We start from the raw sequence: 24,671 nt of genomic DNA, 5'->3' as shown, positions 1-24,671 counted from the left end.
TCATGGCCGCCCGCCACTTCGATCCCGCCGAGCCGGGAACGCCGACCGCGACCTGGCAACCCCTGATCGCGGGGCTGCCATCGGCCGAACCGGAGATCGGCGCCCTCGTCCTGGTGGCTCCGCACCCCGACGACGAGGTGCTCGGACTCGGCGCGCTCACCGCCGCGCTCACCGACCGCGGGGTACCGGTCACGATCATCGCCGTCACCGACGGCGACGCCTCGCACCCCGGATCGCCGACCCACTCCCCGGCCGCGCTCGCCGAACTCCGGCGCCGCGAGTCGGTGGCCGCCGCGGCCGTGCTCGGAGTCACCGGCATCGTCCACCTCGGCCTGCCCGACGGCGCCGTCACCGACCACGAGGATCGGCTGGCCGAGCTGCTCGCCCCGCACCTGCCCGCGGGTGCGACCGTCGCCGTGCCCTTCCACGCCGACGGCCACCCCGACCACGAGGCCACCGCCCGCGCCGGATCGGCGGCCGCCCGTGCTCGCGGGCTGCCGGTACTGGAATACCCGGTCTGGCTCTGGCACTGGTCGCACCCCGACGACCAGGACATCGATTGGGCCCGCGCCCGGCGGCTGCCCGCCACGCCCGGCTGCGCCGAGCGCAAACGCCGGGCCGCAGCCGCCTTCGCTTCCCAGATCGCACCCCTGTCCCCGCACCCGGCCGACCGGGCGGTACTGCCGGCGCACATCCTGGCCCGACTGCTCGACCTGGAGGAAGTGGTGTTCGCATGAGCCCGCGCAGCGACCCGGAGTTCTTCGACGCCATGTTCCGCGCCGACCCCGACCCGTGGCGCTTCGATACCGATTGGTACGAAATTCGCAAACGCACCCTCCTGACCGCCGTGCTCCCGGCTCCGCGCTACCGCAACGCGCTCGAACCCGGATGCGCCAACGGCCACCTCACCCGGGCGCTGGCCGAACGGTGCGACCACGTCACCGCCACCGACATCGCACCCCGTGCCCTGGAACTGGCCCGCGCCCGCTGCCGCGACCTGCCCCACGTCACCCTGCACGAATGGGCCTTCGGCGCCCCGTGGCAGTGGACCGAACCCTTCGACCTGGTCGTGCTGAGCGAAGTCGCCTACTACCAGCCCGCCCCCGCGCTCACCGACACCATCGCCGACCTCGGGGTCCACCTCGACCCCGGCACCACCGTCCTGGCCGCGCACTGGCGCCACCCCGAACCCGATCACCACCTCGACGGTGACCGCGCCCACCACGTCATCCTGACCACCCTGCCCCACCACCGGATCGCGCACTACCGCGACGACGACGTCGTCATCGACGTCCTCACCACCCGCTGACCGCACCCCGCGCACTCGATCCGACCCGCGCGGACCGTCCGGCAACCGCGCCAGCGCGTACACCCGCGCGACGGGGGTATATCGAACGCGCAACCTGCGGGTGAAACCCGATGCTGCCGAGGCTTTTCGGCCGGTGTCGACGAGGTGTGCGAACGAGTTCGGAGGTCGGCGCGGTGTCGCGAACGATGAGAAGGCAGCAGCGGAACAGCGACGCCGGCCCGGCGGGCAGGGGCGCGCGGAGCGCGAGCGCGACCATGCGCAGGCTGCTCGCGCTGCCACCGCGGTGGAAACGCCGCATCGCCGGACCCGCCGTCCACCGCGACGGCCTGGAACTGGATCTCGACACCCAGCTGCTGCTGCGGATCAACAGCGCGTGGCCCCGGCCCCGCCTGGATCCGGTGACCTCACCCCCGCGGATGCGCACCGCAGCGCGCCGCATGGCCGCCATCGGGGCCGGACGGGCCATCGCCATGTCCGTCACCGACATCACCGTCGCCGGCGCCGAGACACCGCTGCGCGCCCGCGTCTACACCCCGGGGGCCACCGACACCGTGCTGGTGTGGTTCCACGGCGGCGGCTGGATCGCCGGTGACCTCGACACCCACGACGGCCTGTGCCGCGCCCTCGCCGCAGGCACCGCCACCACCGTCGTGTCGGTCGCCTACCGGCTCGCGCCCGAACACCCCTACCCCGCCCCCGTCGACGACGCCTACGCCGCCTACCTCGATATCGTCGGCCGCGCCGCCGAATTCGGTGCCGCACCCGAGCGGATCGCGGTGGGCGGGGACAGCGCGGGCGGCCACCTCGCCGCGCTGATCGCCCAGCGCACGGTGCACCGGGACGCCCCCGGCCCGTTGGCACAACTGTTGCTGTATCCGGTCACCGACCTCACCGGCTCCTGCCCGTCACGCCGGACCTTGGCCCGCGGGTTCGAGCTCACCCACACCGATCTGGAGTTCTTCGCCCGCTGCCTCCTGCCGCCTGCCGTCGACCGCGCCGCGCCCGAAGTGTCCCCGCTGGCCGCCCCGAACCCGGCCGGGGTCGCACCCGCGCTGATCGTCACCGCCGGATTCGATCCCCTGCGCGACGAAGGCGCCCGCTACGCGCGCCACCTGCGCGAGCACGGAGTCCCAGCCACCGAACACCGATTCGACGGCTACACCCACGGCTTCGCCAACAACCGCCTGGCGTTCGGACCGGCCGTCGACCGCATCGCCGAGCTGTTCGCCGCCACCCTCACCGATATCGCGCCCCGGTCCCGAGCAGCCGGGTGAGTAGGCCACATCCGCCACCGGCGTTGCGTCCGGACGCGGCCTCCGCTCCGGAATCCGCGCGGAAGCGATCGAAAAGCGCTGTCACACAGACTGATCCCATCACCGGAGACGGACAGAGGAGATGGGATGACGGACAGCGGGGCGATCACCGCACTCGAGCTCGACGAGCAGATCACCGTGCGCGCCGAGGGTACGGCACTGCGCGGGCACCTGCGGATCCCCTGCGGGGCACGAGCCATCGTGCTCGTCGCGCACGGTAGCGGTACCTGGCGGGACAGCCCGCGCAACTCCCACATCGCCGGGAAGCTCACCGATCGCGGGCTCGGTTCCCTGACGATGGATCTGCTGACCCCCGCCGAGGCGACGACCGATCTGATCTTCGACATCACCCTGCTCGGCAGGCGACTGCTCGCCGTCAGGCACTGGCTGGCCGGGTCCCCGTATCAGTGGATGCCGGTCGGGCTGCTCGGTGTCGGCTCGGACGCGCCGGTGGCGCTCTGGACGGCGGGCGAGCCGGACGTGCGGGTCGGCAGCGTGGTGGTGCACGGCGCCCGACCCGACCTGGCCGCCGACCGCCTGACCCGGGTGCTGGCCCCGACCCTGTTCGTCTCCGGCGGGGCCGACCAGCGGATCCGGCGGTGCGTGCGGACGGCCGCGGCCCTGGTGCCCGCACCGACCCGGATCACCGAGCTGGGGGTGAGCACCAACCCGGTCCCGCGGGACCGGCTCGGCATGTGGTCGTCCTACCTGGCGTCGGTGTGGTTCGGCGAGCACCTCGGCACCGTGCCGCAGCGGCCCTGAAGCTGCCCGGCGACGACCGCGCGCAGCTCAGGCGATGGAGGCGTGCAGGTCGGGGCAGGCGCAGCCGGGCTCGGGCCGCGTGGTGCAGCGGGCGGCGATGAGCTCGGTCTGCGGCCGGATGGACTCGGCGATCCCGCGCAGGTGCTCGCGCTGGGCGGTGGCCCGGTCGCGCAGGGTCCGCGCGGAGACCTCGTCCCCGGCGGCCGCGGCGAGCCGGGCCAGCACCAGGTCCATCGGGCCGAGGCTGACCAGCCCGGTGCCGAGCCCGACGGTCGAGCCGGACCAGGCGGTGAGCCGCTCGAAGAGCAGTGCGGCGGCCTCGGTCTCGCCGAGCGCGACGGCGGCGCGGGCCGAGAACGCGGTCATCATCGGCCGGCCGGGGCCGCGGTGCAGCGGCGGGTTCTCCCGGAACACCGGGCGGGCGCGCTCCAGCTCACCGGCCTGAGCCAGGGCGAGCGCGTAGACGTGGGCGAAGCGCTCCGGCTCCTGCGCGTAGCGCCGCTCGAGCACCGCACGCAACGGGGTCAGGTCGTCGCGGTCCCACGCGGTGGCGAGCTCGGTGCGCAGCAGCGCGTCCTCGTGCCAGGCGCCGACCTCGAGCGCGGCCGCGCGGCAGGCGGCGTAGCGCTGCTCGGCGGCGGCGCGGTCGCCGCGGATCAGGTCGGTGGCGGCCACGAAGCACAGCAGGGCCTGGTGCAGCTCGGGAAAGTGCCCGGCCTCGGCGACGGCGAGCGCCTCCAGCGCGAAGCGCGCCGCCGCGACCAAATCGCCGCGCCTGCACGCGTCGAGGAAGCGCAGGTACAGCGCGAGCGCTCGGTACTCGGCCGATTCGGTGAGCGCGGCCACCCGGCTCAGCTCCGCGGTGGCCGGGCCGCACAGGTCGGCGGAGCCCGCGTCGACCAGCGCGCAGACCACCGTGTTCAGCGCCGCGCACACCAGCGGCCGGTCACCGGCGTGGTAGGCCAGCGCCAGTGCCTCGCCGGCGTGCGCGTACCGCTGCGCGGCGGTCACCGCGCCCTCGGACTCGGTGGCCGAGGTGATCAGCAGCCGGGCCCTCGTGATCCCGGGAAGCGGCTCGGCCAGTGCGTTCTTGAGCGCGGCCCGAATGCGCGGGCTGCCGGTGCCGCGGTAGCGCATGCCGGGGATCACCGGGGCGCTCCAGCAGGTGAGCGCACGGGCGACCAGGGCCGGGTCGGCCAGGCTCTCCGCGATATCGAGCGCGCGTTCGCGGGCCGCGGCCGCCGCGGCGCGGTCGCCCTCGTGCGCCAGCGCGTCGGCGAGCAGGCACAGCGCGTCGATCAGCGCGGCCCGCTCCGCCGGGGCGGCATCGGCCTCGACCGGGGCGGCGCACCCGTTCAGCTCGGCGGCCGCCCGCCACAGGGTCGACGCCTCGGCCCGCCTGCCCGCCGCCGCGCAGCGCGTCGCCGCCTCGACGAGCCGCTCCAGCACCCGGCCCGCGGTGGCGGGGGTGCTGCCGTGCAGCGCGTGCACGGCGAGCGCGGCCGACCCGGCCTCGTCCAGCACGCCGCCCGCGATCCGGTCGGCGGCGAACTCGGCCATGTGGCCGTGCATGCGCCTGCGCCGCATGGGCGGGATGCTGTCGCGCACGATGCGCTGCACCAGCTCGTCGCGGACGGCCACCCGGCCGGAGCCGTCGAAGCGCACCAGCGAGGCCGCCATGGCGTTGTCGAGCAGGTCGGCCACCCGCTCCTCGCCGAGCTCGGCCAGCCTGGCCAGCGCGTCGACATCGATCGGGCCGCCCCAGAGCGCGAGCGCGCGCAGCACCGCGAGCGAACCGGTCGGCAGCCGCTCGGCGACGTCGAGGATCAGGGCCCTGATGCGGTGTGGCGGCTCGCCCGAGTCCGGCCGCGCGGCGATCACCTGCCCCCAGATCCGCAGCTGCATGGGGTTTCCGGCGGTACGCTCGCGCAGGCTGCGCACCAGCGCCTCGTCGCCGATGTCGACGCCGCTGTTGCGCAGGAACTCCCGCGTCCCGGCCAGGTCCAGGCCGGTCAGCTCGACCCGGTCGGTGATCAGGTCGGCCGGCCTGCCCGGCTCGGGGCTGCGATCCGCGACGACGACGAGCACCGCCTCGCCCTGCAGCCAGGTCATGAGCTGCCTGATGCCCTGCAGCGTCGCCGCGTCGGCCCGGTGCGCGCCGTCGAGCGCGATGACGACCGGCCCGCGCAGCGCCAGCTCGCGGCTGCGCCGGTAGATCGCGCGTACCACCCCGAAGACGCCGTCCGCGGCGCGGACCTCCGCGCTGCCGGGCAGCCCCTCGAGCAGCTCGGTCCAGACCCATCCCTCCGGTGCGCCATCCAATTCCGGGCAGGAGGCGAAGGCGGTGTGCCAGCCCCGCGCCGCCAATTCGCCGAGAACGCCGGTCAGCAACGTGGTCTTGCCCGACCCGGCCGCGCCGACCAGCCAGAGTAGTCGCGGGTCGCCGCCTGCCGCCGCGTCGGCCGCGGCGTGGATGGCGGCCGCCTCGGCCGGATAGCAGGCCGGGCGCGGCGGCGGTTTCTCCGGGCGCGGCACGGAGGCCACCACCAGCGCGGTGCCCGGCGGCGGTGTTTCCGGTTCCAGCGAATGGTTCAGAATCGCCATCTCCAGTTCGTGCAGTGGCCTGCCCGGGTCGACCCCGTATTCCGAGCGCAGATGTTCGCGAGTGCGCCGCACGGTCTCCAGCGCGTCGATCTGCTGACCGAGCCGATATTGCGCGGTGGCCAGCAATCGCGTGCTCTCCTCGCGCCCCGGATTGTCGCGGGCGAGCTGATGCAGCGCCGCGACGACATCGGCATCGAGCCCCATCTCCAGCGCGGCGCGGGCCCGCATTTCCATCGCGGTCGCCCGCAGATCCGACAGCCGGGAAACCTCGGCCGACGCCCAGGAGGCGGAGGCGAAGGATTCGAACGCCTCGCCGTGCCAGCACTCCAGCGCCTCGTCCAGCATCCGATATCGGTCCGCCGGCCCGGTTTCGGCGTGCTCGCGCAGATGCTGCTCGTAGCGGTTGAGCAATCGTTCGAAGTGCCAGGAATCCACGCTGTCGGCATCGAGCCGCAGCGCGTAACCGCCATCCTCGGAGACCAGCACGCAGGCCGGTGTCCGCGGTGGCCTGGCCGGCTCGAGGACGCGGCGCAGATTGTGCACCTGCACCTGCAGCACCGACGCAGCCTGGGCGGGCGGGCTGCCCTCCCACACATCCTCGATCAGGCGATCCACCCGCGTGGTCGTCCCGCCGGCCAGGACGAGCCTGCCCAGCAGCGCCTGCTGCCTGCCCGCCTGGAGGCGGGTCGCCCGGCCGTCGAGCACGACCCGCAGCGGGCCGAAGACCTGAACTCGCACCTCTGTCATGAAACGACGCCCCTCCAGCAGCCGGATATTCACATCCGATCCTCGGCAACACATAAACCGACCGGTAAATTACCGCCGGTTCACACAACTGACAAACGGTGGGTAACGGTTGTGTTCGCAAACACGATCGCGCGAGGCATTTCGGGTCAGACCGGAACCTCGGCGAATCCGCACAATTCACAGGACCGCTCCGTCGCGGTCGCATCCAGCACACGCCAGCAGCGCACGCAGCGCCGCTGCCGCACCCGACCCGCGGAAATTTCGCGCAGCACTTCGCGCGCCCCCGGGTCGACCGAAAGCCAAACTCCGGCCACTACCCCGTGCCGCCTTCCGACACGCAGCGAACTCTCAGCGCATTCCATGAGAACCGGGCAGCGACGGCAATATTCGAGCGCCGGCCGTGGGTCGCCCCGCGGCGGCAGCGGGGGCAGGAAGAGCCCCGGCGCGATTCCTGTGCATGCGGCACCACTGCGCCAATCCATACCCTCACCTCTCGCCCCTCCCCGACCGATCCGGAGAACATCTGCACTCTATTCACGAATTTCTCCGAGGCGCTATTCGAAAATGGTCAACACTCGATAACAAAGAAATTCCGAAGAATCGCGGAATCGGCGCGGAAGTAATTGTTCAGCCGAACGCGTGAGAATTGCGCAGCATTTGTTTCCGACCCGAACGGGAGTTGCCCATGACCGCCACCAGGACCGACGCCGCCCCGGCTCCGCGCCCCGCCGCTCCCGAGCCGGCCGCACCCGGCGTCTACCGCGACCGCGACGGCGACGTCTGGGTGCGCGCGGAGCACGGCTGGCTGCTCTGCCTGCAGAACGGCGTCGCCGTCGACACCACCACGGTCTGGCAGTGGGTGGACGGGCACGTGCGCGACTACGCGCCGTTCGCCCTGCTGCTGCCGTCCTGAAATCCACTGTGCGCCGCGCGATCCCGGGCCCGGCCGGGGTCGCGCGGCGCCGCGTCCGGCTATTCTTCGCCACCCTGAGCAGGAGACGATGACCCTTTCACCCGAATTCGCATTCGAACCCGTTCCCCGGCACCGAATCCGGCGGATTCTCGATTCCGCGGCCACCACCCGTCCGCACCGGGTGGTGCTGGTCTGCGCACCACCGGGCAGCGGTAAGACGGTGGCCGTGGCGGAATGGTTCCGCAAGTTCCGCGAAAGTACTCCGGAAGCCGAGACGCACTGGGTGACATGCGCGCCCGGCGGTCCGCCGGTGGCCGAGCTGCTGCCCCCGGGCGGGCGGGCCCCCGCCTGCCCCGCCGCACCGGCCCGGGTGCTGGTGATCGACGACGCGCATCTCGTCAGCGATCCCCGTTCGCTGGCGGCGTTGGACTACCTCATGCACCACGCCGCCGACACCGCGCTGGTGCTGATCGCGCGCCGCGACCCGCCGCTCGCCTGGCATTCGCTGGTCCTGGAGACCCGGGTGACGCGGATCGGCGCCGCCGAGCTCGCGCTCGATCGGCAGGAAACGTCGCACCTGCTCGCCGGCTACGGCATCCAGCCGCAGCGGGCCGACCTGGACGCGCTGCTTCGCCTCACCCAGGGCTGGGCCGCCCCGGTGCGGATAGCGGCCACTCAGCTCGACGGCCGCGGTGACGTCCGCACGGCGACGGCCGCGCTGCTCGACCCGACCGCCGAGGCGGGCGCCTTCCTCGACACGCTCATCGCGCCGCAGCAGGCGCCGGTGCGGAGGTTCCTGATCCGCACCAGCATCCCGGAGCGATTCAGTACCGCGCTGGCCGGGCGGCTGGCCGGCGAGGCCGCTCCGGAGATCCTGGATCGGCTGCTGCGCGAGAACTTCCCGCTGGCGCCGGTGCACCGGGACGGCGCGCTCTGGTTCGGCTACCACCCGCTGGTCCGCGCGCACCTGCTCGGCGCCGCCGAGCGGGCCGGCGTCGGGGCCGAGTGCCACCGGATCACCGCGGCCTGGCATCTGGCCGCCGGCGCGCCCGCCGCGGCGCTGCCGCACGTGCTCGGCGAGAACGGTCAGCGCGGGCTGCCCGCCTTCCTCGGCGATCCGGCGCTGCGCATGATCCTGCAGGGCGCAGGCCGGGCGCTCTTCGACGGCCTCGAGGTCGCGCACGGCGTCGAGGCCGACGACCCGGCGGTCTGGGCGCTGCGCGCCGTCGACGCGGTCGAGCGCGCCGACACCGCGCACGCGCTCACCTACCTCGACCTGGCCTGCCGCCGCACCGGCAACGGCACGGCGGTGCCGAGCGGGCAGCTGGTCGCGCTGATCCTGGCCGCCACGCTGGCCACCGCGCTCGCCATGGCCACCGGGCTCGCCGACGTCCAGCTGCCCGACCTGGTCCCGGCATCGGGGAGCCCGGGGGTGGACGCCTACACCGCCGTCCAGTCCGGCACCGCCCGCGCGGTGCGTGGCGACGGCGCGGGCGGGATCGACGACCTGTACCGCGGGGTGGCGCTGGCCCGGGTCGCGGCCGATCCCCGGCTGGTGCTGCGCGCGGAATCCAGGCTCGCGACCGTGCTGGTCTGGAGCGGACGGCTCACCGCGGGCGCCGAGCGGGCCGAAGCCGCGGCGGCCACCGCAGCCGACGCCGGGCTGCTCGCCACGCTCGGCGAGGCGGAGGCGGCCGCCGCCTACATCGCCTTCCTGCGCGGCACCGAGCCGCCGCTCGCCGCCGGGCCGGACGGCCGACCGCCCCGGCAGTCCGACCCGCCGGCCGCCGGGCCGGACGGCCGGGTGCGGGCCGTACTCGACGGGCTCGCTGGCACCGGTGACGAGGCCGACCGGCACCGCCGCGCCGCCGCGCTCCACCACCACGTCACCGCGCTGCTGCACACCGCCGCGCTCCCCGAGCGCACGGTGACCGAACTGCTGCTGCCGCACGTGATCCGGGTGCTGCTCGACGCCGGGACCCCGCGCACCGCCCGGCTGCTGCTCGGCCACGCCCGCACCGAACTGGGCGACCGGCCCGGCCTCGTCCTGGCCAGGGCGGTGCTCGCCGCCGGGCTGCACCGCCCCGACCTCGCCCGCGCCCTGCTCGACCCGCTGCGCCGCGACCCGGCCGCGGCGGCCCCGCAGCACGCGGTGCTGGTGCACCTGCTCGAGGCGAACGCGCACGCCGCACTCGGCACCCAGGGCAAGGCCCGCGCGGCGCTGGCCCTGGCGCTGGAGCTGGCCGGGCCGGAGCGGATCGTGCGGCCGTTCCTGGAGACACCGGGCATCCTGGAACTGCTCGACGACCACGCAGGCACCTTCACCGAGCACAACGACTTCGCCACGGCCATCCGCGCCCACCCGGGCGCCGAGCGCACCGCCGCGCCGCTGCTCACCGAGACCGAGCGCACCGTGCTCGCCCAGCTGCCGAGCGGCCGCACCGCCCGCCAGATCGCCGACGCGCTCGGCGTCTCGGTGAACACGGTGAAGACCCACCTGCGCCGGATCTACGCCAAGTTCGGCACCAGCAGCCGGGCGGGCACCCTGCAGCACGCACGGCGGGCCGGGCTGCTCTGACCCGGCCCGCCGCGTGCTCAGCGGCCGATCACCGAGTCCTTGATCCGAGCGAACTCGGCCTCGGTGATCGTGCCGCTGTCCAGCAGCCTGCCCGCCTCGCCGATCCGGGAGACCGCGTCGGTGCCCGCGATCACCCGGATGTAGTCGTTGCGCGCCTCCCACTCCCGCAGCGAGGCGGCCTGCGCCCGCTCGGCCATGCCCGGCCCCCGCGCCACCACGTAGACCACGGCGGCGAGCAGGGGAAACAGCACCAGCGCGATGATCCAGCCCCCCTTGGCCCACCCGGAGGTCGTGTGGTCGCCGAACAGATCGGTGACGATCCGGAACAGCACGATCAGGTAGGCGAGGAACAGGAACGACATCACGACGACTCCGGCGATCTCCCAGAACGACACGGCAGGTCCTCTCTCACGGGTCCGGCTGACGCTCTCCAGCCTCGCGCCGGGCACCCCGCGCCGCCCTCATCCGATCCGGGTGACCCGAACCGGTCGCCCGCTCAGCGGAACTCCGCGGCTACCCCTGCGCCGGGATCCGGCCGCGATTCGGCCCGATCCAGCTCCTCGTCCAGGGCCAGCGCCGCCGCGATCTGCGCCAGGTGCGTGAAGGCCTGCGGGAAGTTGCCGAGCTGCTCGCCCGATGGACCGATCTCCTCGGCGAAGAGCCCGACGTGGTTGGCGTAGGTGAGCATCTTGTCGAAGCCGTAGCGGGCCCTGGTCAGCCGCCCCGCCCTGGCCAGCGCCTCCACGTAGAGGAAGCTGCAGAGCGTGAAGGTGCCCTCGCTCCCGGTCAGCCCGTCCGGCGCGGCGGCCGGGTCGTAGCGGTGCACCAGGCTGTCGCTGACCAGCTCGGCCTCCATGGCGTCGAGCGTGCTCAGCCAGTCCGGGTCGCGCGGGGAGAGGAACCCCATGCGCGGCATGAGCAGCAGCGCGGCGTCGAGTACCTCGGTGTCGTAGTGCTGGGTGAAGGCGCGCCGTTCTTCGCTCCAGCCGCGGTCCAGGATCTGCTCGAAGACCGCGTCCCTGGCCGCGGTCCAGCGCGGGAGGTCGGCGGGGCGGGCGTGCGCGGTGGCGGCGCGGACGGCGCGGTCGAAGGCGACCCAGGTCATCAACCGGCTGTAGGTGAAGTTCTGCTGCCCGCCCCTGGTCTCCCAGACGCCCTCGTCCGGGCGGTCCCAGTTGTCACAGAGCCAGTCGACCAGCCCGGCGAAGTTCTGCCAGCCGCGCACCGCGATATCGGTGGTCTGGGCGAGCGCGTCGGCGGCCTCGCCGTAGATGTCGAGCTGGATCTGCCCGGCCGCGCCGTTGCCGATCCGCACCGGCCGGGAGTTCCGGTAGCCCGCGAGGTGGTCCAGAGTCTCCTCGGTCAGCTCGGGGTCGCCGTCGACCCGGTACATGATCTGCAGCGGCTCCCCCGATGCGGTGGCGCCCGCTTCGAGCCGGTCGCGCAGCCAGCGCCGGAAGGCCTGCGCCTCGGCGGTGAAACCCAGGTCGAGCAGGGCGCGCACGGAGAGCGATGCGTCCCGGATCCAGGTGTAGCGGTAGTCCCAGTTGCGTTCGCCGCCGACCTGTTCGGGCAGCCCGGCGGTGAGCGCGGCGATCGGCGCGCCGGTGGGGGCGTAGGTGAGCAGTTTCAGGGTGATGGCCGAGCGGTGCACCATGTCGCGCCAGCGGCCGCGGTAGGTGCTGCCGCGCAGCCAGGTGTGCCAGAACCGGCAGCAGCTGTCGAAGGCGGCGAAGACGCTGCCGGAGCCGGGGGCGGGCGGGGGTGCGCCGCCGGCGGCGGCGGTGCTCAGCACGATCGCGGCCGTGCTGCCCGCCTGGAGCGTGAAATGCGCTGTCACGTCGGTGTTCTCGGCGGTGAGCTCGACCGGGCCGCTGACCTGGACGTGCAGGTCGAGTCCCGGACCGTGGAACAACGCGGCGGCCCCGTCGTCCAGCTCCAGGGTGTGCTCGGCGCGGGCGTAGTCGAAGCGCGGGCGGCAGGCGAAGGCGAAGCCCATGCTCCCCCGGACCACCCGCACGACGCGCACCAGCCGGTGCCGATCGGTGGCGACCGGGTCGCGCAGCGGCTCCATGAAGTCGGCGATCTCGCCGACCCCGCCCGCGGTCATATACCGGGTGATCAGCACGGCGGTATCGGAGAGGTAGAGCTGTCTGGTGGTCACCCGGCCCGCGTCCGGGTCGGCGGTGATGGTGCAGGAGCCGCCGCGCTCGGCGTCGAGCAGGGCGGCGAAGAGGCTGGGCGAGTCGAAGCGCGGGGCGCACCACCAGTCGACGGCGCCCGCCGACGACACCAGCGCGGCGGTCTGCAGGTCGCCGACCATTCCGTGGTCGGCAATGGGTGGGTAGGCGTGCATCGTCGCCCTCCTTCGCGGGTCCGTGGATGTGCGGGATCACGCGACGAGCGGCCGCACTGCCACCCGAAGGCCGGTTCAGCGCGGAGCGCGCCCCTTCCTGCGCGTGAGCAGCGCCCCGCTGAGCACCCCGATCACGAACATGATCAGCAGGATCAGCCACAGCGGCGAGGTCACGGTCACCAGCAGGAACTCGATCCGCACCTTCCCGCGGTTGGACAGCACGAAGATCAGCGCGAGCACCGCGAAGACCAGCGCCAGCCACTGCCCGGTGGAGACCTCGGCCAGCAGCGACCGCCTCGGCCGCGCGGACTCGGATTTCGCGTGCACGGCGCACCTCCCGGTCGGAATCGGCGCCCCCGATGATCCACGTTCCGGCGGTCGTCGCCATCACCCGTTCGGGGTGATATCGGTTCGTCCGCACCGCCCGGACCACGAGGTACGGACCGGGATCGGCCTCGGCAGCGCCCGCGGCGTCCGCCGAACTGTTTCCGCGAGCCGTTCCGGTCAATTCCCCGATCATGAGCGACCCCGAAGAGCGGAAGAACAGCGTCGAAGCCGGACGTGACGATGTCGAGCACCGGCCGGACTCCACCGACCAGACTCCGCCGAACACCGAGGAGCAGGCGGCGGAGATGCAATCCGAGGGTGACACCCCGGCCTGACCGGCCGACGGAGTCAGCCGGGCAGGATGCGGCCGCGCACCTCGCCGAGGTCGATGCGGGTGCCGTCCGGCCCCGGCGCGGTCGCGGTGATGGAGACGACGTCGCCGTCGGCCAGGAACGTGCGCGGTTCGCCGCCGATCACGACCGGTTCGGCGCCGTTCCGGGTCAGCTCGATGAAGGAGCCGCACTGGTCACGAGCGGGGCCGGAAACCGTGCCGGAGGCGAACAGGTCGCCGGTGCGCGCGGTGGCGCCGTTGGCGGTCAGGTGCGCGAGCATCTGCGCGGGTGACCAGTACATGCCCGCGTACGGCGGGCGAGCGACGAGCTGCCCGTTCCAGGAGACCTCGAGCTCGATATCGAGGCCCCAGCGTTCGGCGCCGCGCAGGTAGGGCAGCGGCTCGGGATCCTGGGCCGGGACGGCGATGCGGGCAGCGTCGATGGCGGCCAGCGGGGTGACCCACGGGGAGATCGAGGTGGCGAAGCTCTTGCCGAGGAACGGCCCGAGCGGCGCGTACTCCCAGGACTGGATATCGCGGGCGGACCAGTCGTTCACCACGACGACGCCGAAGACGTGCTCGGCGAGGGCGTCCGGGGTGATGCGCGCGCCGCCCACCCCGACCACGAATCCCAGCTCGGCCTCGATGTCGAGGCGCCGCGACGGCCCGAAGACGGGGCCGTCCGGCGTCGCGAGCTGGCCGCACGGCCGGACGATGTCGGTCCCGGAGACGACGACGGTGCCCGCCCGCCCGTGGTACCCGACCGGCATGTGTTTCCAATTCGGCAGCAGTGGAGGCGAATTCGGGCGCAGGAGCCGCCCGAGGTTGCTCGCGTGCTGCTCGGAGGCGTAGAAGTCGACGTAGTCGGCGATCTCCACCGGCCGGTACAGGGTGAGCTCGGTCAGCGGATACGAGGCGTCGAGTTCGGCGACGAGCGAACGGACTTCGGCCCAGCGCCGCGGCCCCTGCGCGATGAAGGCATTGAGGCTCGGCCGGGCGAACACATCGTCGCCGAGCGCGGCAAACAGGTCGGCAACCCCCTCCCCCACCCGGACCCCGACGCGCGGCGCGTCACCCCCGACGGAGAACACCCCGTACGGCCGTGCCCCGTCGATCACGCCCATGACCAGGCGTAATCGGGATCCTCACACGCCAGCCCGCCCTCGCCCAGCCCGAGCGGGGCGAAGGTGTCGACCATGACCGCGGTCTCCTCGAACCGCTCGGCGCCGAGCGAGCGCTCCGCCGCACCGGGCTGCGGACCGTGCGCGTGCCCGCCGGGGTGCAGCGAGATCGAGCCGAGCCCGATCCCCGACCCCTTCCGCGCCTCGTAGTCGCCGCCGCAATAGAACATCACCTCGTCGGAATCGGTATTGGAATGCGAGTACGGGACGGGGATCGCCAGCGGGTGGTAGTCGACCTTGCGCGGCACGAAATTGCAGATCACGAAGCCGCTGCCCGCGAAGACCTGGTGCACCGGCGGCGGCTGGTGCACCCGCCCGGTGATCGGCTCGAAATCCTCGATATCGAAGGTCAGCGGGTACAGGCAGCCGTCCCACCCCACGACGTCGAACGGGTGCCCGGCATAGACCATGCGGGTGCCGACGATGCCGCGCGCGGTGCGGTGCTTCACCAGCACCTCGACCTCGCTGCCGTCGGCCAGCAGCACCTCGGCGGGCCCGTGCAGATCCCGCTCGCAGTAGGGCGCGTGCTCCAGGAACTGCCCGAACCGGGACAGGTAGCGGTGCGGCGGCGCGATATGGCTGCTCGACTCGATCACGTAGGCCCGCAGCGGTTGCTCGCCGAGGGGGATCCAGCGGTGCGTGGTGGAGGCAGGCAGCAGGACGTAGTCGCCGCGCCGGGCCGGGAGCGCGCCGAAGACCGTCTCCACCCTGGCCACGCCGGACTCGATGAAGACCACCTCGTCACCGGCGGCGTCCCGGTACAGCGGGGACTCCCGGCGCGCGACCACGTAGGAGATCCGCACGTCGGCATTGCCGAGCAGCAGCCGCCTTCCGGTGACGACGTCGATCTCGGCGGGGTCGGGGAACAGGTCGTGCAGCCGGAGATGCCGCGGTTTGAGCGGGTGGTTGGGCATGGTCGCCTGATCCGGCAGCTCCCACACCTCGGCCGCGGTGATGGCCGACGGGCTGCCGCGGTGGTAGAGCAGCGAGGAGTCCCCGGCGAACCCCTCCTCGCCCATCAGCTCCTCGGCGTAGAGCGCGCCGCTCGCGTCCCGGTGCTGGGTGTGCCGCTTCGGCGGCACGTCGCCGAGGCTGCGGTAGTGGGCCATCCCTCAGGTATGCCACGAACCGGGCGCGCGTGAGACCCCGACACGCAGATCAGCGCGGACCCGAGCCGCTGGGCCCGGGTCCGCGCATGGTCACGGCGTCAGATCTCGACGATCTGCTCCTTCGGCGTCCGTGACGGATGCCCCTCCGCCAGGAACTCCCGCGGCACCAGATTCTCGATGTACGCCTTGATCAGCAGCGAGGTGGTCGGGGTGTACCACCGCGCCTGGGCGACGGCGCCGAGCATGATCCACAGCCCGTCCTGCGGCGTCGGCTTCCAGACATTGTTGATCTCACCGTCGGTGCCGAAGCCCCAGACCTTGCCGACCTTCTCGCGCACCTCGGCGCCGAACCACTCCTCGATCGCGGTCTCGATGGGCTCGTAGCCGGTCGCGAGGATCACGGCGTCCAGGGGGACCTCGTCGCCGTTCTTCAGCCGGAGCCCGGTCGCGGTGAAGGTCTCGACGTCATCGGTCTGGATGACGCCGATATCGCCGTCGATGATCCGCTGCGAGGCGCCGACGTCGAGGTAGTAGCCGCCGCCGGTCAGGAAGTAGCTGTAGAAGAAGCCGGTGTCCTCGGGGCCGGAGCCGATCTTCATGCCCGCCGCGCGGAGTTTGTCGTGCAACTCCTTGTCGATCTCGTCGCCGAGCGCGGTCTGGGTGATGAAGTTCTGCTTCAGCTGGGGATACACCATGCCCGACATGAATCGGATGTCGATCAGCTCGACGGGGATGTCCCGGGGGTTGTACGGCGCGTAGGACAGGTTCGCGGTCTCGATATCGAGCACGATCGCGGGCGAACGCTGCAGGATCGTGGAGCTGCCGCCCTGCTTGTGGATGTCGAGCGCGATGTCGTGGCCGCTCGTCCCGGTGCCGACCACCAGGACGTTCTTGCCCGCGTAGTGCTTGCCGTCCACGAACTTGCTGGAGTGCACGACCTCGCCGGCGAAGTCGGGCAGCCCGGCGATATCGGGGATGCGCGGTTTCTGGCTGCCGCCGGTGGTGAGCACGACGTGCCTGGGGCGCAGCTCCCGGACCGAGCCGTCGGCCTGCGCGATCCGGACGGTCCAGCGGCCGGATGCCTCGTCGTAGCTGCCGCCCTTGAACTCCGACGACGTCCAGAAGTTGATGTCGAGCGCCTCGACGTACGCCTCGAACCAGTTCGCGAACTTGTCCTTCGGGATGTACTCGGGGTAGCTGTCCGGGAACTTCAGGAAGGGGAAGTAGAGCATGCCGTGCGGCTGGTGCAGCAGCAGCGACTCGTAGCGCTTGCGCCAGGTGTCGCCGACGCGCTCGTGCTTGTCGATCACCACGTTCGGCACGCCGAGCCGGTTCAGGTGCGCCGCCATCATCACGCCGAACTGGCCGCCGCCGACGAGCAGCACGTCCGGGTCGGAGTCGGTGAAGCTCGATTCGCGGTCGCGGTGCTCGGACCAGCGGACATCGGGGTGGGTGTCGTCGAAGCGGTCGCGGCGCGGCCAGTGCGGCGCGTGATCACGCAGGCCGTCGATGCGGGTGAGCAGGTTGACGGCGCGCCAGCCGGCGGGCGCGGTGGCGTCCTCGACGAGGTAGGCGAGGCCGTCGGCGGTTCCGGCGTCGACCTCGAAGGCGAGGAAGACCTCGATCACCCGCGGCCCGCCCTCCTCCTGCGAGAGCGCGGGCACGGTCGGTTTGCTGTCGTCGACGCGGAAGTCGCGCGGGTTGATGCCATCGATGGTGCCGAGGATCAGGTCGATCAGATTGTCACGGCCGGCGGCCTGCCGGAAGTTCCAGGTGAGCGCTCCCAGATCGCGATAGAAGCTCTCCTCGAGGAACAGCCCCTCGAATCGGCTCCGGTCGCGGGAGGCGAAGGCCTCGTCGAGGGCTGCCAGCCATAGCCGGGCTCCGTCGAGCGCCGGATCGGTTGTGGCATCGAGAGTACTGGTCATGAAGTGCCCCTGAAGTGCGCGCTGAACCGACACCAACCGTGCGGTGTCCTGACGGTAACAACGCTTCCCTCCAGCGTCAATGCCATTCTCCTCCACGGAGGGGGTGCATTTTCGCGGGGCCGGCAATCAGGCGGCGAGCGGGATCTCGCCCTCGGCGATCTGCTGGGCGGTGGCGTAGGCCAGGTGCAGGAAGTCCGCGCCTGCCAGGGCGGCGACGGCGTCGGTGACCAGGCGGGTGGCGCGCGGGGCGAAGACGTGGCCGATGGTGAAACCGGTGATCACCCAGACGTCGAGGCAGAAGGGGCAGCTGAGCAGCTCGCCCAGACTGTGCCGGAGCCCGGACTGCGCCCTCGGGGCCTCGCTCACCTCGCCCGGACCGGCGTCGTCGCCGGTCGGGCGGGTGAACGGGGCCCGGATGGGGGCGGTGACCGCGCCCTTGGTCACCAACCGGGAGACCTTGTGGGCGGCGAGTGCGGTGCCGAGCAGTTCCCTCGTGCTCATGCCGCGGGGCAGGCGCCGCCCGGTCGCGCTGCCGAGCAGGGTGGCGCCGAGCACAACGATGCCGTAGGCGATCAAGGTCGCGAGGTATCCGCCGAGCGGACGTTTCTCGTCGCTCATGATCGTTTCCCCCTGGGGCAGAACATGGTTCGTTCTCCTGACGTCAGTCGAGACCGGCGGCGTCCCCGGCGATGGCCGCGAACCGGGTCCGGGCGGCGGAGACCACCCCGTGCCGGTTGCGGTGTGCTTCCTCGTAGGCGACGACGGCGCGGATGTCGCCGGGCTCGTCGAGGTCGCGGATCGCCTGGACGGTCTCGGTGGCGCCGAGCCGGTCATAGCCGGGGATGGGCAGTTCGTCCTGGTCGAGCAGGCCGGTGGCGGTCCGCACCCGGTGCACGGCATCGGCGGCGCCGTCCTCGCCCTCGTCGGTGGTGACCAGTTCGGCGGTGCGCAGCGCGGAATCGCCCGCGGCGGTCGCCGCCTTCGCCGCGACCTCGGTGGCGTGCGCACCGCGGCTGAGCAGCTGGTCGACGGCGGGCCTGGTGGCGCGGACGGTGTCGAGTGCCCGGTCGATCCGCCGGGCCGACCAGGTGACCGGCAGGTGCACCAGCTTGACCGCGGTGCCGGTCGCCGCCTGCAGCGGGGTGCGGCGCAGCGCGGCCGGGCCGCCGAGCGCCTCCTCGGCGAGGACGGTGCCGAGCCAGTCGACGGTGGCGGAGTGCGCGGCGATCAGCCGGTCGGCCAGTGCCTCGGCCGTCGGATGGTCGGCGGCGGTGGCGAGCGCCCTGATGTAGTGGGCGCGGTCGAGCAGCTGGTGCTCGAGGGCGAGGTCGCCGAGCAGCGCCTCGTCGAACGGCTGGGCCTGCTCGCCGAGCGCCTTGACCGCGGCGGTCGCCCGGCCGAGCAGCGGGCCGATGAGCTGCGGGACGCCGCCGAGCTGGCGGATGACGGCCTCGATCGCGGCGGCGCGGGAGCGGCCGTTCTCCGCGTTCTCGGTGAGTTCGCGCCGGACCGCATCGGTCCTGGCCTGGGCGATCCTGGTCTCGGCGACCTGGATCTCGGTGTGCGTGAGGTCGCGGACGGCGCGCAGCTGGGTGAGCAGGGCCGTGGTGTCGCGTGTGCTCATGGAATTCGTCCTTCGACGTTGTCGTCAGCGGGCGGGACGCGGGTACACCGCACTGTGCACCGCCGTCCCGCGACTACCCCGCCGCACGATCCGAAACCGGAGCCTCAGGGCTCGGTCGGGTCCACGGTGTCCTCGATCTCCTCGACCAGACCGCCCTCGGCACCTCGCCGGTTCGCGGACCGACAACTGAACTTGCTGTGCGGCAGAGCAATTCGGAGCGACTGCCGGAAAGCGAACAGCCGGCTCAGGCGCGGGTCGACGGATCCTCACCACGGCGCAGCGGCGGCAGGTGCTCGACGACGCCCGCGGTGGCGGCCAGCGCGCGGCTCACCCGCCCGCACCCCCGCGCGATCCGGCCGGGGGCGCGCCGGGAGAGCTGGTCGAGCCGGTCCCTGGAGCGGTCCAGCGGCGAGAGCGGGAGCGCGGCAAGGGAATTGCCGGGCGGGCGGCGGGCGACGACGGGGTGCGGGCGGGTCGGCGCGGTGCGGCGAACGACCATCCACGCCAGCCCGACCCGGCGCAGCGTTCCGACACCGGCGACCTGCTGCAGCCGGGGCAGCAGGATGTCCTCCTCGTCGCGCACGTCCGCGCGCAGCAGCGCGGTGATCCGCTCGAGCAGCTCCTCGTAGGCGGGGGTGTCGGGCTCGGTGGTCTCCAGCTCGGTGAACAGTTCGTTGATCTCCTGGTGCTCCTGCTCGACCCGAAGGGTCAGCTCGTGGCCGTCGGGCAGGACCCGGCGCAGCAGCGGCCAGAGCACCGCCTCCTCGGCGAAGGCGTGCGGGAACACCAGCCGGCACAGCGCCGTCAGCGTCTCCTGCCGCTCGGCGCCCGCGGTGGCGGCGACCCGCTGCAGCAGCCGGTCGAGCCGCTGGTGGTCACGGCGCTGCATGACGAGCACGCTGCGCGGACCGCCGAGCTCCGCCTCGGTCGGGGTGGCCAGGTTCCGAGCCATCGGCGTCTCCTCTCGATCCGGGATCGGCAAGCGCCTACCCGGCTTTTTTCCACGGCGAATCGGGGCCGCGGCTCACCGGCGCGCGCCGCGCTGATAGCGGAACACCCCGGCGCCGAGGGCGTAGGACAGGTGCCCGCCGAGCGCACCGCCGACCCCCATGGCGGTGAGCCCGAGCAGGCTCCAGGTCGTCGCGGCCCGATCGGTGCGCGCCCGATAGGCCTTCAGGAACAGCGTGGTGGCCGTGGCGTTGGCGGCGGCGTGGATCAGCGCCACCCGGCGGGCCTCGGTGCCGAGCGCGGGGAACTCCGCCCAACCGGTGACGACGGTCGGCACCGTGGCGGCGAGGCCGAGCCCGATCAGGCTGCGCGCGGCCTCGGGCTGCCCGAGCGAGCGCAGTACCAGCGAGGCGCTCCACGCGCCGATCGGCACGGTGACGAGCAGCGGGTGGACGGGGTGGCCGAGCCAGGAGCCGCGGAGCAGCCCCGCGGCCCTTCCCTCTCCGACGGCGCCCGCCACGATCTCGGCCACCCGGGCGGCGGCCGGGTCGAGGCGTCCGGCGGATTCGGCGGTTCGCAGTGCGGTGTGCAGGTCCATGCCGCGCAGCTACCCCGCAGCGGCGCCGCGACACCCCCGAACCGTCAGGAACGCAGGGTGTCGCTCGGCGAGCGGCCGTAGTGCCTGCGGTAGGCGAGCGCGAAGCGGCCCGCGTGCGCGAAACCCCACTGCCTGGCGATGGCGGCGACCGTCCGGCCACTGCCTGGCCCCGCGGCGACGAGCTGCTCGTGCACGGCGTGCAGCCGCAGCTGCTGGAGGTACTGCAGCGGCGTGGTGTCGAGGTGCTTGCGGAACGCCAGCTGCAGCGCGCGCGGGGTGACGAAGGCGGCCGCGGCGACGTCGGCGAGCGCGATGTCCTCGCGCAGGTGCGTCTCCAGGTAGGCGACGGCGCGGCGCACGGTGTCCGGGCGGGCGTCGCGGCGGTCGGTCGCGGTCGGGCCGGCGAGCGCGGAATTCGGCATGGTGGCGAGCACCGTGGCGGCCAGGTAGTCCGCGGCGGTGCCCGCCACCAGCGAGTCGGCGGGGAACTCCGGGGCGGCCGCGATCTGCTGCAGGTGCTTGATCACCGCGGTCAGCCTGCGGTTGGCGTCGTCGTCGAGCGGGCGGTGGCCCATCAGCCGCACCGGCTCCCCGCCGCGCCCGGCCACCCGGTCCAGCAGCGCGGGGTCGAACAGGGTGATGTCGTAGCGCGCGGAGCGGATGACCCCGGAGTAGGGCAGCTCGGGCGGGGTCAGCAGCCCGGACTGGCCGGGGAGGAAGGTGTCCGGCCCGGTGTCGTGGTAGTTCTCCTCGATCGCGCCGGTGACCACGCTGACCAGGCAGATCTTGTTCAGCGGCTCGGCGTCGTAGGCCATGTCGAAGCCCAGGTGCAGCCGATCCAGGTGCACCGGGCCGAGCACGTCGCGGCGGACGTGCGCCTCGGCCGCACCCTGGCTGTCGTTGCCGATCCGCATGGTGGTGTAGTTCCGGTTCAGGAACTCTTCGGTCTCGCTCAGGTTCGTGCTGTCGAACGTGAGGTTTCGCACCCGCCACCGCCCTCTGTCCAGTGCCTGGGCAGGTGATATCCCGCCCGCGCACGGCTGCTGGCTGAACCGCGTGACGTACTCCAGTGAACTACATCGTTCGCGATAGTCAACCGCATCCCCCGGCGCGTCGCGCCGCCGCTGCTTCGATGTCAGCACCGGATAGCGCTGATTCCTTCCGAAATTGTCTTTCCAACAGTGGATTTCGGCGATTATGTTGCCGATCATTCCGCGCTGTTCTACGGTGTGGGAGTCCGCCACGGTGGAGGTGCGCACCACCGATGCGGCGGACGGAGTGCCCGCGGGCGGGCCCCTGTCCGGCTCGCACGCGGGCGCGGCCCGCCCGCTCAGGCAGCGGGCTCGGCCAGCGCCTGTTCGCGCAGCCGCTCCAGGGTCCGGCTCAGGATCCGGGAGATCTGCATCTGGGAGATGCCCAGGCGGGCCGCGATCTGGCTCTGGGTGAGGTTGTCGAAGAACCGCCAGACCAGGATCTGCCGCTCCCGCTCGGGCAGCTCGCGCAGCAGCGGCCCGACCGTCATGGCGTCCTCGAGCAGGCGGTAGGACGGGTCGACGGCGCCGTTGCGCTGCTCGATACCGGCCGGAACCGAGCCGGGCTCGTCCGAGCCCGCGCTCATCGCCTCCAGCGACTCCGAGCGGTAGCCGTTGCGGGCGAGCAGCGCCTGGGTGACCTCGACCACGTCGACGTCGAGCTCGGCGGCGATCTCGCGCGCCGTCGGCATCCGCTGCAGCCGCTGGGAGAGCAGTTCGATGGTGCCGCCGAGCCGCTGCTGCAGCTCCTTGACCGGGCGCGGCACCCGCACGCCCCAGGCCCGATCGCGGAAGTGCCTGCGCACCTCGCCCATGACGGTCGGCACCGCGAAGGCGAGGAACGGGCTGCCGAGGCCGGGATCGAAGCGGTCGACGGCCTGCACCAGCCCGACCGTGGCGACCTGGGTCAGGTCCTCCAGCGCTTCGCCGCGGCCACCGTAGCGGGCGGCGATGTGCTCGGCCAGCGGCAGCGCCGCGGTGATGATCTCGGCGCGCAGCCGGGCGCGGGCCGGGTCGGCCTCGTCGAGCGCGGCGAGTTCGGTGAGCCGCGGCTCGAGGTCGTCGTAGGAATCAGGACCACGCTTGGCGCGGACAGCAGAGGTCGTCGGGCGCATCGAGGCACCTTCCGTTGTGAAATGCAGAGGCCCGCCCGACCCTGCACAGCGGTTCACTCCACTCAGCGGGTTCCTCGACGGGCCGCCCCGCGATAACCGGAAAGAAATGTGTCGAATCGTCGGCTCGCGGCGGCCTTACCCGCTGAATCCTACCCGCCTTCGGTGCCCGGCGATACCCGAGCCGTCCGCGCACCCGGTCGCCGACACCGAAAAGGGCTGCCTCGCAGCGATATCCGCCGATTGTCCGCTTTCGCCCGAAACGCCGGTGCCGCGCCGCGCGGGCGCTTCCGGCCGGGCCGGGTAAGGTGGAGGTATCCGGAAGACGTATCGCGGCCTCGAATCGGCGCATGCCGCCGGATCATCGCAGCACCCGACAGGACAGGACAGGAACACTCCGGCCGCGGCCATCGCCGCGACCGCCAGGCAGCTCCTGCTGAATCTTCCCGCCGGGCGCACCTTCGGAGCACCGCTCCCCCGAACCCGATCACGAGGACCTTGTGACCAGCAACGACGTACCCGAACTGTTCAGCCACGCCCCCGCGGCCGAACTGCCGACGCAGACCCCTGAGACCGGCGCGGTGCCCACCCCGGTGTTCAGCGATCCGCGCTCCGCGCAGACCCGCGACACCGACTTCGACGCCGCTCCGCCCCGCCGCAACCGGCGCTGATCCACAAGCACATGTGAGGAGCCTCCCATAGCCATCACCCAGGTCGGTCCCTACGCACACCTGAGCCCCGCCGACATCGAAGAACTCGGGCGCGAACTCGACGCCATCCGCGCCGACGTCGCGGGCAGCCTCGGGGCCGCGGACGCGAAGTACATCCGGCACACCATCGCCGCGCAGCGCGCACTCGACGTCGTCTCCCGCGCGCTGGTCGTGTTCGGCCGCTCGCGGAAGACCGTCGCCATCGGCACCGCGGGCACCGCGCTCGCCAAGATCATCGAGAACATGGAGCTGGGCCACAACATCGGCCACGGCCAGTGGGACTGGATGAACGACCCGGAGATCCACTCCGGCACCTGGGAGTGGGACATGATGGGCGCCTCCGCCCACTGGCGCTACTCGCACAACTACCAGCACCACGTCTACACCAACGTGCTCGACCACGACGAGGACCTCGGCTTCGGCATCATGCGGGTCACCAGGGACCAGGAGTGGCGCCCGGCGCACCTGCTCGCCCCGGTCCAGAACCTGCTGCTCGCGCTGACCTTCGAGTGGGGCATCGCGCTGCACGGCCTCTACGCCGAGCTGGACCGCTCGATCAGCAAGCGCGAGCGCCGCGGCCACCTGGCCGCCATCCGCGGCAAGATGCTGCGCCAGGTCGGCAAGGACTACCTGGTGCTCCCGCTGCTGAGCGGGCGGCGCTGGAAGCGCACGCTGGCCGCGAACGCGACCGCCAACATCGTCCGCAACGTCTGGGCCTACCTGGTGATCTTCTGCGGGCACTTCCCGGACGGCGCGGAGAAGTTCGACGCGAGCGTGACCGAGCGGGAGAGCCGCGCGGAGTGGTACCTGCGCCAGATGCTCGGCACCGCCAACTTCGACGCCGGGCGGGTGCTGGCCTTCCTCAGTGGCAACCTCTGCTACCAGATCGAGCACCACCTGTTCCCGGAGCTGCCGAGCAACCGGTACGCCGAGATCGCGGTGCGGGTGCGGGCGGTGTGCGAGCGCTACGACCTGCCCTACACCAGCGGGCCGCTGCTCGCCCAGTACCTGCTCACGCTGCGCACCATCCACAAGCTCTCGCTGCCGGACCGCTTCCTGACCAGGGACTGTCACGACGCGCCGGAGACCGCCTCCGAGCAGAAGTTCGCGGACGCCCCGCTGCCACCGGTCCGGATTCCGGGCCGCCCGCACACCGGGCTGCGCACCGCGCTGCATCGGCTCGGGGCACG

At 72.6% G+C, this 24,671-nt stretch carries 23 protein-coding genes; 9 read left to right on the top strand and 14 right to left on the bottom strand.

Annotated elements, in window-relative coordinates:
- Positions 1-2: 2 nt before the first annotated feature.
- The 4 genes from ACFO0B_RS24775 (at position 3) to ACFO0B_RS24760 (ending at position 3,384) form a co-directional block, all read left to right on the top strand.
- A complete protein-coding gene (locus tag ACFO0B_RS24775; protein WP_378614966.1) occupies positions 3-737 on the top strand; it encodes a PIG-L deacetylase family protein in 735 nt (244 codons plus the stop codon).
- The gene (locus ACFO0B_RS24770) at positions 734-1,309 is read left to right on the top strand and encodes a class I SAM-dependent methyltransferase (protein ID WP_378614965.1); all 576 of its coding nucleotides are present in this window, start codon (positions 734-736) and stop codon (positions 1,307-1,309) included. The genes ACFO0B_RS24775 and ACFO0B_RS24770 overlap by 4 nt, the downstream gene beginning before the upstream one ends.
- 185 nt (positions 1,310-1,494) lie before the next feature.
- Positions 1,495-2,583, top strand: coding sequence for an alpha/beta hydrolase (locus tag ACFO0B_RS24765; protein WP_378614964.1), 1,089 nt, complete (start codon positions 1,495-1,497; stop codon positions 2,581-2,583).
- 126 nt (positions 2,584-2,709) lie between these two features.
- Positions 2,710-3,384: a dienelactone hydrolase family protein gene (locus ACFO0B_RS24760; protein ID WP_378614963.1), complete on the top strand. Its 675-nt coding sequence runs from the start codon at positions 2,710-2,712 to the stop codon at positions 3,382-3,384.
- Positions 3,385-3,411: 27 nt separating this feature from the next.
- Here the strand turns inward: ACFO0B_RS24760 and ACFO0B_RS24755 are convergent, their stop codons facing one another.
- Positions 3,412-6,735 carry a BTAD domain-containing putative transcriptional regulator gene (locus ACFO0B_RS24755; RefSeq protein WP_378614962.1) on the bottom strand — a complete coding sequence of 1,108 codons (3,324 nt, stop codon included), beginning with the start codon at positions 6,733-6,735 and terminating at the stop codon, positions 3,412-3,414.
- Between the two features lie 146 nt (positions 6,736-6,881).
- Positions 6,882-7,217: a WhiB family transcriptional regulator gene (locus tag ACFO0B_RS24750; RefSeq protein ID WP_378614961.1), complete on the bottom strand. Its 336-nt coding sequence runs from the start codon at positions 7,215-7,217 to the stop codon at positions 6,882-6,884.
- 203 nt (positions 7,218-7,420) lie between these two features.
- Between ACFO0B_RS24750 and ACFO0B_RS24745 the strand changes: the two genes are divergently transcribed.
- Together ACFO0B_RS24745 and ACFO0B_RS24740 are read left to right on the top strand one after the other, a co-directional pair.
- On the top strand, positions 7,421-7,648 hold the full coding sequence (locus ACFO0B_RS24745; RefSeq protein ID WP_378614960.1) for a hypothetical protein: 228 nt from the start codon (positions 7,421-7,423) through the stop codon (positions 7,646-7,648).
- Between the two features lie 88 nt (positions 7,649-7,736).
- Positions 7,737-10,226 carry a LuxR C-terminal-related transcriptional regulator gene (locus tag ACFO0B_RS24740; RefSeq protein WP_378614959.1) on the top strand — a complete coding sequence of 830 codons (2,490 nt, stop codon included), beginning with the start codon at positions 7,737-7,739 and terminating at the stop codon, positions 10,224-10,226.
- Positions 10,227-10,243: 17 nt separating this feature from the next.
- On the opposite strand, the gene ACFO0B_RS24735 is transcribed toward ACFO0B_RS24740, so the two are convergent.
- From ACFO0B_RS24735 to ACFO0B_RS24725, 3 genes are all read right to left on the bottom strand, one after another.
- Positions 10,244-10,621, bottom strand: coding sequence for a hypothetical protein (locus ACFO0B_RS24735; RefSeq protein WP_378614958.1), 378 nt, complete (start codon positions 10,619-10,621; stop codon positions 10,244-10,246).
- A 101-nt stretch (positions 10,622-10,722) separates the two neighbouring features.
- Positions 10,723-12,582 carry a glycoside hydrolase family 15 protein gene (locus ACFO0B_RS24730; RefSeq protein WP_378614957.1) on the bottom strand — a complete coding sequence of 620 codons (1,860 nt, stop codon included), beginning with the start codon at positions 12,580-12,582 and terminating at the stop codon, positions 10,723-10,725.
- A 75-nt stretch (positions 12,583-12,657) separates the two neighbouring features.
- Positions 12,658-12,909: a lipopolysaccharide assembly protein LapA domain-containing protein gene (locus ACFO0B_RS24725; protein WP_378614956.1), complete on the bottom strand. Its 252-nt coding sequence runs from the start codon at positions 12,907-12,909 to the stop codon at positions 12,658-12,660.
- A gap of 191 nt (positions 12,910-13,100) precedes the next feature.
- Here ACFO0B_RS24725 and ACFO0B_RS24720 point away from each other — a divergent pair, with 191 nt between their 5' ends.
- On the top strand, positions 13,101-13,244 hold the full coding sequence (locus ACFO0B_RS24720; protein ID WP_378614955.1) for a hypothetical protein: 144 nt from the start codon (positions 13,101-13,103) through the stop codon (positions 13,242-13,244).
- A gap of 13 nt (positions 13,245-13,257) precedes the next feature.
- On the opposite strand, the gene ACFO0B_RS24715 is transcribed toward ACFO0B_RS24720, so the two are convergent.
- The 9 genes from ACFO0B_RS24715 to ACFO0B_RS24675 form a co-directional block, all read right to left on the bottom strand.
- Positions 13,258-14,364, bottom strand: coding sequence for a fumarylacetoacetate hydrolase family protein (locus ACFO0B_RS24715; protein WP_378614954.1), 1,107 nt, complete (start codon positions 14,362-14,364; stop codon positions 13,258-13,260).
- Positions 14,355-15,530, bottom strand: a complete 1,176-nt coding sequence (locus tag ACFO0B_RS24710) for a homogentisate 1,2-dioxygenase (RefSeq protein ID WP_378614953.1) — start codon at positions 15,528-15,530, stop codon at positions 14,355-14,357. The genes ACFO0B_RS24715 and ACFO0B_RS24710 overlap by 10 nt, the downstream gene beginning before the upstream one ends.
- A gap of 98 nt (positions 15,531-15,628) precedes the next feature.
- The gene (locus tag ACFO0B_RS24705; RefSeq protein WP_378614952.1) at positions 15,629-17,458 is read right to left on the bottom strand and encodes a flavin-containing monooxygenase; all 1,830 of its coding nucleotides are present in this window, start codon (positions 17,456-17,458) and stop codon (positions 15,629-15,631) included.
- Positions 17,459-17,584: 126 nt separating this feature from the next.
- Positions 17,585-18,076 (bottom strand): DUF1360 domain-containing protein, encoded by a 492-nt coding sequence (locus ACFO0B_RS24700; RefSeq protein WP_378614951.1) that lies wholly within the window; start codon positions 18,074-18,076, stop codon positions 17,585-17,587.
- Positions 18,077-18,119: 43 nt separating this feature from the next.
- Positions 18,120-19,082: a ferritin-like domain-containing protein gene (locus ACFO0B_RS24695; RefSeq protein ID WP_378614950.1), complete on the bottom strand. Its 963-nt coding sequence runs from the start codon at positions 19,080-19,082 to the stop codon at positions 18,120-18,122.
- A 244-nt stretch (positions 19,083-19,326) separates the two neighbouring features.
- On the bottom strand, positions 19,327-20,034 hold the full coding sequence (locus ACFO0B_RS24690) for a hemerythrin domain-containing protein (protein WP_378614949.1): 708 nt from the start codon (positions 20,032-20,034) through the stop codon (positions 19,327-19,329).
- 72 nt (positions 20,035-20,106) lie between these two features.
- Positions 20,107-20,628, bottom strand: a complete 522-nt coding sequence (locus ACFO0B_RS24685) for a DUF2231 domain-containing protein (RefSeq protein ID WP_378614948.1) — start codon at positions 20,626-20,628, stop codon at positions 20,107-20,109.
- 44 nt (positions 20,629-20,672) lie between these two features.
- The gene (locus ACFO0B_RS24680) at positions 20,673-21,614 is read right to left on the bottom strand and encodes a helix-turn-helix domain-containing protein (RefSeq protein ID WP_378614946.1); all 942 of its coding nucleotides are present in this window, start codon (positions 21,612-21,614) and stop codon (positions 20,673-20,675) included.
- A 344-nt stretch (positions 21,615-21,958) separates the two neighbouring features.
- Positions 21,959-22,774 carry a SigB/SigF/SigG family RNA polymerase sigma factor gene (locus ACFO0B_RS24675; RefSeq protein ID WP_378614944.1) on the bottom strand — a complete coding sequence of 272 codons (816 nt, stop codon included), beginning with the start codon at positions 22,772-22,774 and terminating at the stop codon, positions 21,959-21,961.
- 497 nt (positions 22,775-23,271) lie between these two features.
- Here ACFO0B_RS24675 and ACFO0B_RS24670 point away from each other — a divergent pair, with 497 nt between their 5' ends.
- Together ACFO0B_RS24670 and ACFO0B_RS24665 are read left to right on the top strand one after the other, a co-directional pair.
- Complete coding sequence (locus ACFO0B_RS24670) at positions 23,272-23,442, top strand: hypothetical protein (protein WP_378614943.1); 171 nt, start codon at positions 23,272-23,274, stop codon at positions 23,440-23,442.
- A 27-nt stretch (positions 23,443-23,469) separates the two neighbouring features.
- Positions 23,470-24,671, top strand: a 1,202-nt coding sequence (locus tag ACFO0B_RS24665) for a fatty acid desaturase family protein (protein ID WP_378615302.1), incomplete at its 3' end; no start/stop codon positions are given.

It is taken from the genome of Nocardia jiangsuensis (genome assembly GCF_042650385.1).
GTDB lineage: Bacteria > Actinomycetota > Actinomycetes > Mycobacteriales > Mycobacteriaceae > Nocardia > Nocardia jiangsuensis.
The sequence above is the reverse complement of the archived record's forward strand: the minus strand, read 5'-3'. Positions and strand labels throughout refer to the sequence as shown.